The organism is Arthrobacter russicus (genome assembly GCF_031454135.1).
Taxonomy (GTDB): Bacteria; Actinomycetota; Actinomycetes; order Actinomycetales; family Micrococcaceae; genus Renibacterium; species Renibacterium russicum.
Genome location: NZ_JAVDQF010000001.1, coordinates 2,287,948 through 2,303,533, shown reverse-complemented (window position 1 = coordinate 2,303,533; position 15,586 = coordinate 2,287,948). Strand labels below are relative to the sequence as shown.

Annotated in this window: 14 protein-coding genes; 7 read left to right on the top strand and 7 right to left on the bottom strand. The window is 65.7% G+C overall.

Going from position 1 to position 15,586, the window contains the following annotated elements; all coding sequences use genetic code 11:
* Positions 1 to 24: 24 nt before the first annotated feature.
* The 6 genes from JOE69_RS10765 to JOE69_RS10740 all read right to left on the bottom strand — a co-directional run bounded on the left by JOE69_RS10765 (position 25) and on the right by JOE69_RS10740 (position 7,285).
* Positions 25 to 1,002, bottom strand: a complete 978-nt coding sequence (locus tag JOE69_RS10765; RefSeq protein ID WP_309798595.1) for an aldo/keto reductase — start codon at positions 1,000 to 1,002, stop codon at positions 25 to 27.
* On the bottom strand, positions 999 to 2,300 hold the full coding sequence (locus JOE69_RS10760) for an alpha-L-fucosidase (RefSeq protein ID WP_309798593.1): 1,302 nt from the start codon (positions 2,298 to 2,300) through the stop codon (positions 999 to 1,001). Before JOE69_RS10760 ends, JOE69_RS10765 begins: the two co-directional genes overlap by 4 nt.
* A gap of 39 nt (positions 2,301 to 2,339) precedes the next feature.
* Positions 2,340 to 3,314 carry an ABC transporter substrate-binding protein gene (locus JOE69_RS10755; protein WP_309798591.1) on the bottom strand — a complete coding sequence of 325 codons (975 nt, stop codon included), beginning with the start codon at positions 3,312 to 3,314 and terminating at the stop codon, positions 2,340 to 2,342.
* Between the two features lie 73 nt (positions 3,315 to 3,387).
* Positions 3,388 to 4,416 carry an ABC transporter permease gene (locus tag JOE69_RS10750; protein WP_296364754.1) on the bottom strand — a complete coding sequence of 343 codons (1,029 nt, stop codon included), beginning with the start codon at positions 4,414 to 4,416 and terminating at the stop codon, positions 3,388 to 3,390.
* A complete protein-coding gene (locus tag JOE69_RS10745) occupies positions 4,413 to 5,966 on the bottom strand; it encodes a sugar ABC transporter ATP-binding protein (RefSeq protein ID WP_296364756.1) in 1,554 nt (517 codons plus the stop codon). The genes JOE69_RS10750 and JOE69_RS10745 overlap by 4 nt, the downstream gene beginning before the upstream one ends.
* Positions 5,963 to 7,285, bottom strand: a complete 1,323-nt coding sequence (locus JOE69_RS10740) for an enolase C-terminal domain-like protein (protein WP_309798589.1) — start codon at positions 7,283 to 7,285, stop codon at positions 5,963 to 5,965. The genes JOE69_RS10745 and JOE69_RS10740 overlap by 4 nt, the downstream gene beginning before the upstream one ends.
* Positions 7,286 to 7,423: 138 nt before the next feature.
* Between JOE69_RS10740 and JOE69_RS10735 the strand changes: the two genes are divergently transcribed.
* The 7 genes from JOE69_RS10735 (at position 7,424) to JOE69_RS10705 (ending at position 13,352) form a co-directional block, all read left to right on the top strand.
* The gene (locus tag JOE69_RS10735; protein ID WP_309798586.1) at positions 7,424 to 8,314 is read left to right on the top strand and encodes a fumarylacetoacetate hydrolase family protein; all 891 of its coding nucleotides are present in this window, start codon (positions 7,424 to 7,426) and stop codon (positions 8,312 to 8,314) included.
* Positions 8,315 to 8,327: 13 nt separating this feature from the next.
* The gene (locus tag JOE69_RS10730) at positions 8,328 to 9,125 is read left to right on the top strand and encodes an SDR family NAD(P)-dependent oxidoreductase (RefSeq protein WP_309798584.1); all 798 of its coding nucleotides are present in this window, start codon (positions 8,328 to 8,330) and stop codon (positions 9,123 to 9,125) included.
* A 74-nt stretch (positions 9,126 to 9,199) separates the two neighbouring features.
* A complete protein-coding gene (locus JOE69_RS10725) occupies positions 9,200 to 9,412 on the top strand; it encodes a hypothetical protein (protein WP_296364763.1) in 213 nt (70 codons plus the stop codon).
* Positions 9,413 to 9,613: 201 nt separating this feature from the next.
* The gene (locus tag JOE69_RS10720; protein ID WP_296364765.1) at positions 9,614 to 10,306 is read left to right on the top strand and encodes a response regulator; all 693 of its coding nucleotides are present in this window, start codon (positions 9,614 to 9,616) and stop codon (positions 10,304 to 10,306) included.
* On the top strand, positions 10,303 to 11,739 hold the full coding sequence (locus JOE69_RS10715; RefSeq protein WP_309798581.1) for a sensor histidine kinase: 1,437 nt from the start codon (positions 10,303 to 10,305) through the stop codon (positions 11,737 to 11,739). The genes JOE69_RS10720 and JOE69_RS10715 overlap by 4 nt, the downstream gene beginning before the upstream one ends.
* A 72-nt stretch (positions 11,740 to 11,811) precedes the next feature.
* On the top strand, positions 11,812 to 12,783 hold the full coding sequence (locus JOE69_RS10710; RefSeq protein ID WP_309798579.1) for a D-alanyl-D-alanine carboxypeptidase family protein: 972 nt from the start codon (positions 11,812 to 11,814) through the stop codon (positions 12,781 to 12,783).
* Positions 12,780 to 13,352, top strand: a complete 573-nt coding sequence (locus JOE69_RS10705) for a LytR C-terminal domain-containing protein (RefSeq protein WP_309798577.1) — start codon at positions 12,780 to 12,782, stop codon at positions 13,350 to 13,352. The genes JOE69_RS10710 and JOE69_RS10705 overlap by 4 nt, the downstream gene beginning before the upstream one ends.
* A 20-nt stretch (positions 13,353 to 13,372) precedes the next feature.
* Here the strand turns inward: JOE69_RS10705 and JOE69_RS10700 are convergent, their stop codons facing one another.
* Entirely contained in the window at positions 13,373 to 15,565 is a 2,193-nt protein-coding gene (locus JOE69_RS10700) for a RecQ family ATP-dependent DNA helicase (protein ID WP_309798575.1), read from the bottom strand.
* Positions 15,566 to 15,586 lie beyond the last annotated feature (21 nt).

Here is a 15,586-nt window from a genome sequence, read left to right as displayed (position 1 = left end):
CGGGCCGAACCGACGGACTCGGCGCTACCCGGGAATCAGCCCGCGTTCGGCCAAAGCCGACCACAGTTCCTCCGGGATCGCGTCCGCGGCCCGGTCCAGGTTCTGCTGCATCTGCTCCGGACTCGAAGCGCCGACGACGACGGCCTGCACCGCCGGGTGCCGCAGGCTGAAGGCGAGCGCGGCCGCCGGCAGGGCGACGTCGAACTCGTTGCAGACCGCGGCGATCTGCCGGGCCCTTGCGACCACTTCCGGCGGTGCCTGGGCGTAGTTGTAATGCGCATCATCGGGTACCGTGTTCCGGGCCAGCAGGCCCGAGTTGTACACTCCGACGTTGACCACTCCGACGCCGCGCTCCAGGCAGAGCGGCAATAGCTCGGTGAGCGCTGGCTGCTCCAACAGGGTGTAGCGGCCGGCCAGCATGACCAGGTCCAGATCCCCGCGGCGGACGCATTCGGCAGCGGCCTCGGCCGAGTTGGTGCCCACCCCGATCGCCCGCACCACGCCCTCGTCGCGGAGCCTGGCCAATGCCGGCAAAGCTTCGGTGATCCCGGCTTCGAGGTCGTATTCGTCCGGGTCGTGCAGGTAGGCGATGTCGATCCGGTCCACACCCAATCGCTGCAATGACCCCTCGATGCTTCGCCGCACCCCGGACTCGGTCGGGTCCCACTGCCGGGCCAGATCTCCGGGGACATCGAACCCATCCGCCAGATCATCCGGGGTCGGTGCGGGATGGGGCACCAGGAGCCGCCCCACTTTGCTCGACAGCAGGAACGCCTCGCGCGGCTTCCCGGCCAAGGCTGCGCCCAGCCTCAGTTCCGAAAGCCCGAGTCCGTAGTGCGGCGCGGTGTCGAAATACCGCACTCCGCCCTGCCAGGCGGCCTCCACCGTCGCCGCGGCGACGGCGTCGTCCATCGCCCGGTAGAGATTCCCGATTCCGGCCGCGCCGAAACCCAAGGTGCCCCAGCGGGCAGCCGCGAGGTCCACGGTTCCGCCCGGCCTCACTGGCCCTCCTTGAGGAAAATCTCAATCACCGGAACCGCCACGCCCGGCTGCTTCACCGGCAACCGAAGGGTCAGGGTGCCGGCCGGTTGCGAACCCGGCATGGTGTTCTGCGCACCGATTCCTTCGACCACGCCGTGCATCGCGACCTCGGAGGCGTCGTGGAGCAGTTGCGCATAGTCGACTTTGCCGTCCAGCCCCGGAAGGTGCACATGTTCGAAGGGCCAGGCGAACAAGTGCAGGTACAGCCGGTCCCCGCGCTGGGTGTACCGGGCGTCTGCCGGCGGGCGGAATTCCGACGGGCCCGCTCCGTAGATCGAGCGGGCGTGCAAAGCCATCCAGTCCCCGATGCCCTGCAACGAGCCGATCGCCCGAGGATCCAGATTGCCTCGCCCGGTCGGACCGACATTGAGCAGCATGTTCCCGCCTTTGGCCACTCCGTCGACGAGCATCCGGATCAGCATCGGCACGCTCTTGTAGTCGTCGTTGTCCCGGTCGTAGCCCCAGCTCCCATTGAGCGTCTGGCAGGCTTCCCAGACCAGAGGCCGGCCCTCGTCGTCGACCATCGGGCCAGCCGGCTGGTACTGTTCCGGGGTCACGAAGTCTCCCGGGATTTCCAGCCGGTCATTGACCACGATCTCCGGCTGGAGCTCGCGGACCAGAGCCAGGAGCTCCGTCGATCCCCAAGCGTCGCTGCCCTTGCCGCCCCAGACATGGTCCGGGTGCCCCTCGGGGTAGGAGGCCAAACCGTAGGAGAAGTCGAAGAACAGATAGTCGATCCGACCGTAGTTGCTCAGCAATTCCCGGACTTGGCCGTGCAAATAGTCCCGGTAGCGGCTGATTTCCCGGGAGGCGTTGAGCGCAGCGGCATCCAGGTGGTTGCGCAACGGGTGATGCCCGTCGATCGGGAAGTCCAGGTGATGCCAGTCGATCAGCGAATGGTAGAAACCGACCTTCAGTCCGGCGGCCCGAACCGCGTCGACGTATTCGGCCAGCAGGTCCCGGCCGGCCGGCGTCTTGGCCGCCTGGTAGTCGGTCAGGGCCGAGTCCCAGAGGCAGAACCCTTCGTGGTGCTTGGTGGTCAGCACCACGTATTTCATTCCGGCCCGCTTGGCGGCCTGCGCCCATTCACGCGGGTCGTAAAGGTCCGGGTCGAAGTGGCGCTGGTACTTTTGGTACTCCTCGGTTGACGTCTGTTCCCGGGTCATCACCCATTCATGCCGGGCCGGCAGCGCGTACAGCCCCCAGTGCACGAACATGCCGAACCGTGCTTCGGTGAACCAAGGGGCGTGCTCGATCATGATCTTCCTTCTGCTGGTGTCCGGGCTGCTTTCCCGAGCCTACTGGTAAAGGTTCGCGGCGATCTTGGGGTCGTCGATGTTCGTTTTGTCGTACCAGTAGAATCCGGTGTCGATCACCTTTTGCACGGTTTCGCCCTTGATCGCCGCCACCGCGGCCTTGACCGTCTCATAACCGATGCCCACCGGGTTCTGGGTCACCGCGCCGGCCATCAATCCGGACCTGATCGCGTCGATCTGCGCTTTGCCGGAGTCGAAGCCCACCACGGTGATTTTTCCGGAAAGGCTGAGTTCCTGCACCGCGTTGACCACCCCGATCGCGGCGCCTTCATTCGTCCCGTACATCCCTTTGAGGTCCGGATTCGCGGACAGGATGTTCTTCGCGGCATCCGTGGATTTGAGCTGGTCGCCGTCGGCGTACTGGATGTCCGCAATGCTGATCCCCGGCGCGTTGGCCTTGAGCCAGTCGACGAATCCATCCCGCCGGTCGGTGCCCGAGGTCGCGGTCTGCGAGTGCCCGATGATCGCGATCTTGCCCGAGTTGCCGATCAGCCGGGCCAGGTTCGTGGCTGCCTCCGCGGCCGCTGCCTTGTTGTCCGTGGACGCGGTGGCCACCGGGATGCTCGAATCCACGCCCGAGTCGAAGGCGATCACCGGAATCTTGCGGTTTTTGGCATCCTGCAGCACGCCCTCGGCGGCCTTGCTGTCCAACGCCGCCAGTGCCAACGCCTGCGGGTTCTTCGCCATCGCATTGCCCAGTTGGTCCATCTGTTGCTGGACGTTGGTCTCTTTGTCCGGACCCTCGAACGAGATGTCCACGTCGAACTCGGCGGCGGCCTTTTCCGCCCCCTGCTTGACCGACTGCCAGAATTGGTGCTGGAAGCCCTTCGAGACGATCGCGATATAGGCCTTGCCCCCGGACGATGCGCCGCCACTGGGCTGCGCGGTATCGCAGGCGGCCAGGGACACTGCGGCGACGGCGGCCAAACCGAAGGCCATGAATTGTCGTCTTTCCATCGTTAAAACTCCCTTGTTCTCAGATGACGCGTTCTCATAAGGTGCGGATTCGGTGCGAGTGCGGGCAGCAGCCTCAAGTGGCCCTGCCGGTTTGTTTCCGGCGCAGGATGTCCAAGTAGACGGCAAGCAGAATCACGACCCCCACCGCGACGTTCTGCCATTCCTGCGGAATCGACATGATGCTCAAGCCGTTGGTGAGCACCGACATGATCAGCGCGCCGATCACGGTGCCCAGGATCGAGCCCTTGCCGCCTTGCAGTGACGTGCCCCCGATCACGACGGCGGCAATCGCCTGCAGTTCCAAGCCCATGCCTCCGGCGGGCTGTGCCGAGTTCAACCGGGCGGCGGCAACCACCCCGGCCAGGCCGGTGAAGCAACCGGCCACGGTATAGATGATGATCTTCCATTTGGTGACGTTCACTCCGGAGAGCCGGGTTGCTTCCTCGTTGCTGCCGATCGAGTAGGTGTAACGGCCCAGGACCGTCTTGCCCAGCAGCAGGCCGGCCACGATCGCGGCTGCGAACAGGATGAACACCGCATTCGGGATGATCAGCCCCGGAATCGATTTGCCCAACGCGAAGATCGTTTGGAACCCCTCGACTCCGCTGGTGTAAATCGGTTTGGTCCCGGAAATCACCAAAGCCAGGCCGGCGGCCACCATCATCATCGCCAACGTGGCGATGAACGGCGGGATCTTCAGCAGCGCGACGAACAACCCGTTCACGCAGCCGATCAGGGCGCCGAAGAGGATCCCGCCCAGAACGCCCAGGATCATCGGCAGGCCCAGGTTCGTCATGAAGACCGCGGTCATCACGGCGCACAAGGTCATCCCGGTGCCGATGGACAAGTCGATGCCGCCGGTGATGATCACGAAGGTGGTGCCCAAAGCCAGGATTCCGGTCACCACGGTGGAGAGCAGGATGTTGGACAAGTTCGCCGACTGGTAGAACTTGTCGCTGGCCACGGCGAAAAAGATCACCAAGGCCAACAGGCTGGCGAACGCCAGAAGCTGCTGGAGGCTGGCCCGCAACTTGGCCGCCCGGGCACTGCGCTTGACCTCGCGCACCGCATCGGCCGCGCGGTTCTGTTGCAAAAGCGTCATCGTGTTCCCTTCGCCGAACCCTGCGGCTCGAGTGTCCGTGTGGCCAACTCCATGATGTTTTCCTGGTTCGCCTGTTCATTGTCCAAAAATCCCGCGATCCGCCCCTCGGCCATGACTGCGATCCGATGGCTCAGCCGCAAAACCTCCGGCAGTTCGGACGAAATCATGATGATCGACTTGCCGTCCGCGGCGAGTTGGTTGAGCAGCGCATAGATCTCCTCTTTGGCGCCCACGTCGATGCCCCGGGTGGGTTCGTCGAAGATCAGGATCTCGCAATCCCGGACCAGCCATTTGGCGATCACGACCTTCTGCTGGTTGCCGCCGGAGAGGTTCTTCACCGCCTGGTCGATGGACGGCGTTTTGATCCGCAGCTTCTGCACATACGACTCGCTCGCCTGCTTCATGCCCCCATTGCCCAGGAAGCCGGCACGGCTGAATTTCTTGAGCGAGCTGAGCACGATGTTGTCTTTGACATCACGCTCGAGCATCAGGCCCAAATGCTTGCGGTCTTCGGAAAGGTACCCAATGCCCAGAGCGGCGGCGGCGGCCGGATTCGCGATGCTCACCGGACGGCCGTGCAGCTCGATGGTCCCGGCAGCCATTTTGTCCGCGCCCACGATGGCCCGGGCCACCTCCGTGCGCCCGGCCCCCATCAGGCCCGCGAAACCCAGGATTTCGCCCCGGTGCAGTTCGAAGTCCACATCCTGCAGAAAGTTCTTCGAGCCTTGGCCGGCGCTGCCCCGGGCCCGGGTGCACAGCCCGGAGACTTTCAGCACCGTCTCCGCAGCGACCGGCGTCGTCTGCGGCCGCTGCTCGACCGCGATCTGCCGCCCGACCATCAGGGCGATCACCTCGGGCACGGAGGTCTGCGCGGTGTTCAGGGTGTCGATGTATTCGCCGTCCCGGATCACCGTGATCCGGTCGGAAATCGCTTTGAGCTCCTCCATCCGGTGCGAAATGTAGATCACTCCGGTTCCCGGCTGCACGAAGTCGCGGATCAGTCCGTGCAGGACTGCCACCTCGGCATCGTTGAGCGCCGCCGTGGGCTCGTCCATGATCAGGATTTTGGATTCCCCGGCCAGCGCCTTGGCGATTTCCACCATCTGCTGCTTGGCAACCGTGAGCTCGCGCACCGGTTGGCGCGGATCCAGGTCGATCTTGATCCGGTCGAACAGCTCCTGGGCCTGTCGGTTCAAGGCCCGTTCGCTCAGGAACAAGCCGGCCCGCCGGGGCTCGGTTCCGATGAAGATGTTCTGTGCCACGGTCAGATCCGGCATCAGATTGAATTCCTGGTGGATGATCCCGATGCCCAGTTCCTTCGCCCGTTTGGTATCCGAAATCAGCTCGGCACGGCCGGAGATCTCGAAGCCGCCTTCGTCCGGAGTGTAGATTCCGGAGAGCAGCTTCATCAGGGTCGACTTGCCCGCGCCGTTTTCGCCGACCAGGGCCAATACCTCGCCGCCGTTGAGGTCCAAATGCATCTTGGACAACGCCCGGACGCCCGGGAAGCTCTTGCTGACCCCGCTGATCCGCAGCAGCTTCTCAGTCATGACCAGACGTTCTGGAACACGGCCTCACGCCACACTGGACCATCCGGATAGCTGAACTGTTCGAGCGAGTCGCGCTTCATCTCGGTTCCGGCACCGGGTGCCTGCGGCGGCCAGTAGTTGCCGGCCCGGAGCTCGATCGGGGTCACGAAATGCTCGTGCAGGTGGGTCACCGCCTCGATCATCCGATCAGTTTTGCTGCCGGACACCGCGACGAAATCGAACATCGACAGGTGCTGCACCGCTTCGCAGAGGCCGACGCCTCCGGCGTGCGGGCAGACCGGGACCTGGAACTTGGCGGCAAGCAGCAGAATCGCGATGTTTTCGTTGACCCCGGCCACCCGGGTCGCATCGATTTGCAAGATCTGCAGCGACTGCGCCTGCAGCATCTGCTTGAACACGATGCGGTTCTGCACGTGTTCTCCGGTGGCCACCGGGATCGGCGCGATCCCCCGCGCAATCGCGGCATGGCCCAAGATGTCGTCGGGGCTGGTCGGCTCCTCGACCCAGGCGATGTCGAAGGGGGCCAGCCGTTTCACCCATTCGATCGCTTCGGCGACGTCCCAGCGCTGGTTCGCGTCCACCGCGATCCGGATGTCCGGTCCGACCGTTTCCCGGGCGAGCCGGAGCCGGCGGACGTCGTCGTCGACATCGGCGCCGACCTTGAGCTTGATCTGCGCATAGCCGTCGGCAACTGCCTCGCGGGCCAGCCGGACCAGTTTCTCATCGGAGTAGCCCAGCCAACCCGGCGTCGTGGTGTAGCCCGGATAGCCCTCGGCGACCAACCGCTGCTCCCGTTCCGCCCGCCCGGGTTCGGCGGCCCGCAGGATCTGCAGCGCTTCTTCCGGGGTGAGCGCATCGCTGAGATAGCGGAAATCGACCAGCCCCACGAGTTCTTCGGGGCTCATCCTGGACAGCAACTGCCACAACGGCAGGCCGGCACGCTTGGCCTTCAAGTCCCACAAGGCATTGACCACCGCACCAATCGCCATGTGCATCACGCCCTTTTCCGGGCCCAGCCAACGCAGCTGCGAATCATGCACGAATTCGCGCCAGACGGCGCCCATGTCATCGAGCATCGGCTCGACTTCGCGCTCCAGCAGCATCGGTGAAAGCGCGGCGATGGCCGCCGCTTCGACTTCGTTGCCCCGGCCGATCGTGAACACGAAGCCGTGCCCCTCGAGCCCGTCCGCGGCATCGGTGCGGATCCGCAGATAGGCCGCCGAATAGTCGGGGTCGGCGTTCATGGCATCGGAACCGTCCAGATCTCTGGACGTGGGAAATCGGACGTCGGATATGTCGAGGGCAATGATTCGGCTCAAAACTGGGCTCCCGGGGTGGTTGTGATTCCACTCACACTAAACATCCGATGTATAGCTTGTCAATCATGGGTAGACGGGTAGTATCGTGCTCAAAAGCACGGAAAACTTCCGACCTTACGAAACGTCAAGAAAGCAGCGATGAAACTTCTGCGGATTGGTCCCCCCGGCGACGAGTCTTGGGCGGTGCTGGCCCCGGACCGCTCCGGCGCCGAACGGCTCTGGGCGGCGAGCACGGTTCTGGCCGACGGCGAACCAGCCTTCACGCCTGCGGCCCTGGCCCGGATCCGGGCCGCCCTGGCCGACGGAACCCTGCCGCAATCGGCTTCGGACCCCGCTGCGGTCCGGCTCGGCAGTCCGATCCCCCGGCCGGGCAGCATCGTCTGCGTCGGCATGAACTACGTGGCGCACGCTGCCGAATCCGGAGCCCGGCCGCCGCAGATCCCCGTGCTTTTCCTCAAGCCGGCGAATACTGCGGCCGGTCCTTTCGATGCCGCACCGATCCCGCCTCTGGCGCAGAAGTACGACTGGGAGGTGGAACTGGGCGTGGTGATCGGTTCGCCGCTCAGCTATGCCGCCTCGACCGACGAGGCGATGGCCGCCGTCGCCGGGTACTTGGTGGCCAATGACCTTTCCGAACGGGAGTACCAGATCCCCGGCGAAGCCGGTCAGTGGACCAAAGGGAAATCCCTGCCGGCCTCGACCCCGCTGGGCCCATGGTTCGTCCCGGCGGATGAGCTCGACGTCGGCAATCTGCGCCTGCGCAGTTGGGTCAACGGCGAGCCGAGGCAGGATTCCAACACTGCGGACATGATTTTCGACGTGCCCACCCTGGTGCACCACGCGAGCCAGTACATGTCGCTGGAACCCGGCGATGTGGTCTTGACCGGCACGCCGGAAGGCGTGGCCCTCTCCGGGCGTTTCCCGTACCTGCAAACCGGCGATGTGGTGGAAATGGAAATCGAAGGTCTCGGCCGGATGCGGCAGGAGTTCTACCGGGCCGGATCGCCACGGACGTCGTCGGAAGCCTAGGCAAGGAGCAGAAATGAGTACCGTAACCATCGATCCGGCCAGCGCTGGAAATGCACCCGGCGAAATGCAGGGATTGGTAGCCGCTGTCAGCGGCGGCGCTTCCGGAATTGGCGCCGCGATTGCCGCCCGCCTGCAATCCCTGGGTGCGCAGGTCGTAGTGCTGGATTTGCGCGCCGCCGACCTGCCGGAAGGCCAGTTCGGCGTGCGCTGCGACGTCTCCGACGATGCTTCGGTCCGGGCCGCGGTCGCCGCAGTCACCGAACGCTTCGGCCGGCTGGATATTCTGGCCAACAATGCCGGCATCGGCGCCCAGGGCACGGTCGAAGACAACCCCGACGACGAATGGCACCGGGTCTGGGACATCAACGTGCTCGGCATGGTCCGGCTCAGCCGCGCCGCGCTGCCCTGGCTGCGGAAGTCGCCGTCGGCCGCGATCGTGAACACCTGCTCCATCGCAGCCACCGCTGGATTGCCGCAGCGGGCGCTCTACAGCGCGTCCAAGGGCGCCGTGCTGTCGCTGACCCTGGCCATGGCCGCGGACCATCTGCGTGAAGGCATCCGAGTCAACTGCGTCAATCCGGGCACCGCGGACACGCCGTGGATCGGGAACCTGCTCAGCAAAGCCGACGACCCGGAGGCCGAGCGGGCCGCGTTGAACGCCCGGCAACCCTCCGGCAGGCTGGTCACCGCGGAAGAGGTCGCTGGAGCCGTCGCTTACCTGGCCAGCCCGCGCTCCGGCTCAACCAGCGGAACCTCACTCGCCGTCGACGGCGGCATGCAGGGGCTGCGCTTACGGCCGGCGGGTTCCTGACCCAGCTTCGGTAGGCGTTTCCCGGAGCCGCCTGGGACAATGGAGGTTCGCGCCCCGGGGGAAAGGCCACCGCAATGGACGAGACCGTCAAAGAACTACTCAAGCAGAAGGACGGACTGAGCTTCGGCTACCGGTTCTTCTGGCGATTGCAGTACACCGCATTGGGCTTCTTCGGTCCGCCTGACTACGGTTCCGGAGGTGGTCCGCGCGGCGAATTGATCCGTTCCCGGACCGCAAAGGTCGAACAGATCAGATCGGCGAAGCGGGAGCCGGGCGCAGCGGAGTAACCGCCGGTTTCCGGGCGATGGCTGCGGTCCGCACGGCTGCGAATGCTTTAAACCGGTCACAGTCTGCGCCGGCTGTTGCCGGGTTCGCCTGGTTTTTGGCGGATATCTCCGGCAATCGCGATAAGTCGACGACGCACCTTGGGTTACCGTTTATGCCAAGGGGTTCGCTGCCCTCCGACGCGCCGGCAAGGAGACATCACCGTGGCCAAGATCCTGATCGTGGAAGACGATCCTGACATCAATGCGGCCTTCCGGCTGGCCTTGAGCCAGCGCGGGCACAGCGTGGACGGCTGCTTCCTGGGCGCCGAAGGCGAGGCTGCCGCACGCAGCGACAACCCGCCGGACCTGCTGATCCTCGACTTGATGCTGCCGGACTTGGACGGCGTGCAGATCTGCCGGATGATCCGGCAATACAGCACCGTCCCGATCATCATGATGACCGCGCGCGGCGATGACACGGATGTGGTGCTTGGCCTGGAGGCCGGAGCCGACGACTATGTGGTCAAGCCCGTGGAACCGGCGATCCTGGACGCCCGGATCCGGGCAGTGCTGCGGCGCGGAACCGTGGAACCCGTTCCGGAACAGCCGGCGATCGAGAAATTCGGCAGCTTGCGGATCGATCGGGACGCCCTGCAAGTGAGCAAGAACGGCGAACCGCTGCAGCTCTCGCCGACCGAAATCCGGCTGTTGCTCGAGCTCTCCAAACACCCGGGCCAGGTGCAGAGCCGGGAACAATTGCTGCGCAGCGTCTGGGGCACGGAATACCTTTTGGAATCCCGGATGGTCGACGCCTCGGTGCAACGCCTGCGCAGCAAGATCGAAGACCAACCTTCCCGCCCGGAAATCATCGTCACGGTCCGCGGTTTCGGATACCGCTTCGACACGAAAAAATGACTTTTCTGCGCAGATTGCTCAGCAGCCTGGGCTTCCGCCTGGCGCTGGGCTTCGCGCTGATCGCAGCGATCTCGGCCGGAGCCACCGGCGCGGTCACCACCTGGTCCGCGCGCGACAACATCCTCGAGGCGGAACAAAACCGCCTGATTGGTGATTTCAACCGGATGTTCGCCGAGTTGCCGAACGAAATCGGCGACCCCTACCTGAACGACACGCCGAACCGGGCCCAATTCATCTTGGACGGGATTCGAAACCAACTCCGCGGGCCGATGGGCGCGGAAATCCCGGGAACCAGCCAATTCGTCGGCAATCTCAGCCCCGACGCGGTTCCGGAGAGCATCCGTGCGGCGTCGGTTCCGGGCAACCAACCACTGTACCTTCGGACCCGGGACGGCGGTTCCGCCGCGTTCAGCGTCGCCCAGGCCAAAGAAATTCAGTTCTACACCGGGGCCGGCACCGTGGCGAGCTATCCGGTGCTGGTCTACGCGAGCTACCCGTTGAACAAACAAGAACAACAGATCAACGGGCTCACCACGCAGACCGCGCTGCTGACGCTTTCGGTCGGCGTCGCAGCGGCCTTCGTCGGCGTGCTGCTCTGCCGGCAGGTGCTCCGGCCGATCACCGCGCTGCGCCGCGCCGTGGACCGGTTCGGCCGGTCGCCGACCCCGGTCCGGCTCAGGGCCAGCGGAGTCCGCGAACTCGGCGGCTTGATCGACAGCTTCAACCACACCTCCGGCCAGCTGCACCGGACCGTCGCCGAGCTCACCGAATCCGAAAAACGGGCCCGCCGCTTCGTCGCCGACGTATCGCACGAACTGCGCACGCCGACCGCCGCCATGGTCGCCGCTGCGGACACCTTGGACAATCCCGCAACGGCCCCGGAGCAGCTGGCCCAAGCCGGCCGGGTCACCGCCTCGGCGGCCCGGCGGCTCGCGAAACTCACCGAGGACCTGCTGGAGATTTCGCGCTTCGACGCCGGTCAGATCGCCTTGCAGCCGGTTGGGTTCGACGCCGTCGAACGGCTCGGCCTGTTGATCGCCGAACGCGGTTGGCCGCAGGTTTCCATCTCGGCGGCCGAAGAACTGCGGGTCCGCCTGGATGCCCGGCGCTTCGACGTGATCGCGGCGAACCTGATCGGCAACGCGCTGAGCCATGGCGGCGCCCCGGTCGACGTCGTGCTCGACGCCACGGAAAGCCGGTTGCGGCTCGAGGTCATCGACCACGGCACCGGCATCGCCGCCGATGACCTTCCCTTGCTCTTCGACCGGTTCTTCAAATCCGATCAGTCGCGCAGCCGCGGCGGTACCGGCCTGGGCCTGGCCCTGGTCGCGGAGAACACCGCGCTCCTGGGCGGTTCAGTCCAGGTGCAGAGCAGCCCGGGACGGACCGTCTTCACGGTGGAACTGCCTTTTGCCGGAGACGCCGAAGAGTAGCCGGCACCAGCTGTTTCACAACGGTTACCCGGCTGAAGCACAACTCGGAAATCCGCTCCATAGCGTGGAAGCATGAAAATCCGGATTCCACTCCAGAGCCTGCTGGCCGGCGTACTCATCGCCGCACTCGCGGCCTGCGCTCCGGGCCCGGCCGCGAGCGGCGATGGCCCGAATGCTGCGGCGGTCGGCGCAGGCCCGGCAGCTTCGGGCCAATCGTGGGGTCGCATGCTCGACTGGCCGACTGCCGCCGCAAGCATCATGCAACAGGGCGGCGACGCTCCGCTGCTCAACCAGAGCGGCCAAAGGCCGGCACCGATCGCCAGCGCCGCCAAAATCATCACCGCGCTGACCCTGCTGGCGGAGCATCCGATCGGCTCGGGGGAACCCGGTCCGTCGATCGACCTGGATTCCTCCGATGTGAAACGGTACGAGGCGTACCGGCAAATCGACGGTTCAGTCCTTCCGGTCTACTCGGGCATGCGATTGACGCTGCGCGAGGCTTTGGCGGCAATGCTCCTGCCTTCGGCCAACAACATCGCGGACACGCTGGCCGTCTGGGCCTTCGGCAGTCTGGCGAAATACCGCGCTGTGGCGCAGCAAAGAGTCACCGAGTTGAACCTTGGATCGACCACGGTCGGCCTCGACGCCAGCGGCTTCGATCCTTCGACCACCAGCACCGCGCACGACTTGGCCCTGCTGGCATCCGCCGCCATGGACTCTCCGGTGATCGCGGATCTGGTGGCCCGGACCAGTTTCGACATCGAAGGCTACGGACCGGTGCAGAACACCAACTCGTTGCTCGGCAGCAACGGCGTGATCGGGCTGAAGACCGGAACCAGCAATCAGGCCCGCGGGGTGTTCCTGTTCGCCGCAAAGGCTACCGTGGACGGCCGGCCGACGGTCTTGGTCGGCGCGGTCCAGGGAGCCGGCGAGCGTGCCCGGGATGCCATCGAGCAGGCTCGGAAACTGCTCGGCTCGATTCGCGATGGGTCCGCCCCGGACCAGCCGGGAATGGCTCAGACCGGGCCGGCGGTACGGCGATGAGCCCGACGGAAAGCACTGCGGAGCTGGAGGAAAAACATGACGGCGCCGTTGCAGCCCGGCAATTCCTCCTGTTCCTCTCAGGGGCAGCCCTGATCGGCGCGTTGCTGTCGGCAGGCCTCGGGCTGGGACTCGGAAAAATGCTTCCCGCAGCAAAAGCGACGGCCCTGAGTTGCCCCACAGATGCCCAAGATCCGGTGGCGCCGGCCGAGGTCAAGTTGACGGTTTACAATTCGACGTCGGTCAGCGGATTGGCCGCAAGCACCTCGCAGCAGTTGAAAAACGCCGGGATGACCGTGTTCAAGGTCGGAGATAAGGCCGCGCCCAGCGGCATCGATCAGCAGCAGCTCACGAAGACCGGTGGCGGCAAAGCTCCGCAGGTGGTCATCGCAATATCCGGGAATGCGCTGAAAACTGCGGCCACGTTGCAAGGCTTCTTTCCCGAATCGTTGGTGCTGCTCCGCAGCGGACCCATCTCTGCGGTCGATGTCTATCTGATCGCGGACAAACCGACATTCCAAGCCGAGGCGCGTCGCGAAGCACGGGTGCTCAAGTGCGCATCCACCGGTTGAATTCCAAAGGGTCGGAATCGTCAGCCGGCCTGCGCCAACAGCAACGGGAGCACGGCGCCGACGCCGGCCTGGCGGAGCGCCCGGGCCGCCAGGGTCATGGTCCAGCGGCTGTCCACCAGATCGTCGACGAGCAATACCGTACCGCCCACGACCCCCTGCTCGGCCAAGGATGCGGCCAGCTCGGGACCGACCACCAGCCGGTCCCAGACTCCGGCGAGGCGATAGGCGCTGTTGCCACCCCGGGAGCCGCGCGGCCCGCCGTGTGCCAAGCTCAGCTCGCCCAAATAGGGCAACCGGCCGATATCGGCGATACCTTGCGCAAAGGACCGGGTCAGCAGCGGCCGGGCCCGGGCCGGAATCGACACCACGGCAACCGGCCGGTTGCCGCCTGAGCCGCCGGCTGCGGAAAGATCCTGCCCGGACCACCCTTCCCCGGCCCAGTCCTTCAGCACCCCGACGCAGGCCTGCAGCAGCTCCGCGGAAATCGGCGCATCAGCGGCACCTTCCGCGAAGATCTCGCGCAGCGCACCGCCCCAGCCCAAATCGGTCAGCCGGGCCAACGCCCGGCCCTCGGCGCAGGACTGCTCGGCCGGGATCTTGCCCTTCACCGGCACTCCCAACCGGTCCATTCCAGACGGCCACTGCGCCCTCGGCTCGACCACCACTCCGGCCCGGCGCAAGGTCTGCGCGGCGGCGTCGAGCTGTTCGCGTTCGACCCCATCGGAAAACCATCGCCCGGCGCAGTTGTCGCAGCGCCCGCATGGCGCAGCGGTGGGATCGTCCAAAGCCGCGGCCAAATATTCCATCCGGCAGCCCGCGGTCTGCTCGTAAACCAGCATTGAGTCTTGTTCGTCCAAACGGGCCTGCGCGATCCTGCGGTAACGCTCGGCGTCATAGACCCAGGGCTGGCCAGTCGAGCGCCAGCCGCCGGCAACCCGCTCCACGGCTCCGTCCACGGCCAACACCTTGAGCAGCAATTCCAACGGAGTCCGACGCACGTCGACCCGTACTTCGAGCGCGGCGACGGACATCGCCCCGGGCGCCTCGGCCAGGGCCTGCAGCACCGCATCCGCGTTGGCTTGTGACGGCATCGACGCGGTCGCGAAGTACTTCCAGATGTCCTGGTCTTCCGAGCCGGGCAAGAGCACCACGTCGGCATTCTCGGTGCTGCGGCCGGCGCGGCCGATCTGCTGGTAGTAGGCCACCGGCGAAGCGGGCGCGCCCAGGTGGACCACGAAACCCAAATCGGGTTTGTCGAAGCCCATCCCCAAGGCACTCGTGGCCACCAGTGCCTTGATCTGGTTGTCCTTGAGCTGCTGCTCTGCCGATTCGCGCTCCGCGGTGTCCGTGCGGCCGGTGTAGGCCAAAACCTGGTGGCCCCGTTCGGCGAGCAACCGGGCGGTGTCCTCGGCCGCCGAAACGGTCAGCGTATAGATGATCCCGCTGCCCGGCAGCTCGGCCAAATGGCTCAACAACCAGCCCAGCCGGTCCCGCGAGTTCTGCATCCGGAGCACGCCCAGTCGCAAGGACTTGCGCGCCAAGGGGCCGCGGATCGTCAGCACTCCGCCGTCGCTGCGCACGCCACCGTCTGCGCGCGGACCTCCGGCCAACTGCTCTTCGATGTCCGCAACCACCCGGGAATTCGCCGTCGCGGTCGTGGCCAGGACCGGAACCGTGCTCGGCAATTGACCGATCAGTTCCGCAATCCGCCGGTAGTCCGGCCGGAAGTCGTGCCCCCAGTCCGAAATGCAGTGCGCCTCGTCGATCACCAGCAAACCGGTCCGGCGAATCAGATCCGGCAGCTGTTCGTCCCGGAACCGCGGATTGTTCAGCCTTTCCGGCGACACCAACAGCACATCGACTTCATCCGCAGCCAAGGCTTCACGCACCGCATCCCATTCGGTGGCGTTCGCGGAGTTGATCGCCACCGCCCGCACGCCGGCCCGGGCAGCCGCTGCGACCTGGTCCCGCATCAGGGCCAGGAGCGGCGAGACGATCAGCGTGGGCCCGGAGCCGCGGCGGCGCAGCAAAAGGGATGCCACGAAATAGACCGCGGACTTCCCCCAGCCGGTTCGCTGCACCACCAAGGCCCGCCGACCGCCGTCGACCAGGGCCTCGATCGCTTCGAACTGGCCGTCGTGGAATTCGGCATCCGGCCGGCCGACCAGCGCCGCCAGGAGTTCGCGGGCATCGGTTCGGGTCTGCGGATTCATGCTCTGAAGTATTCCAGCCGA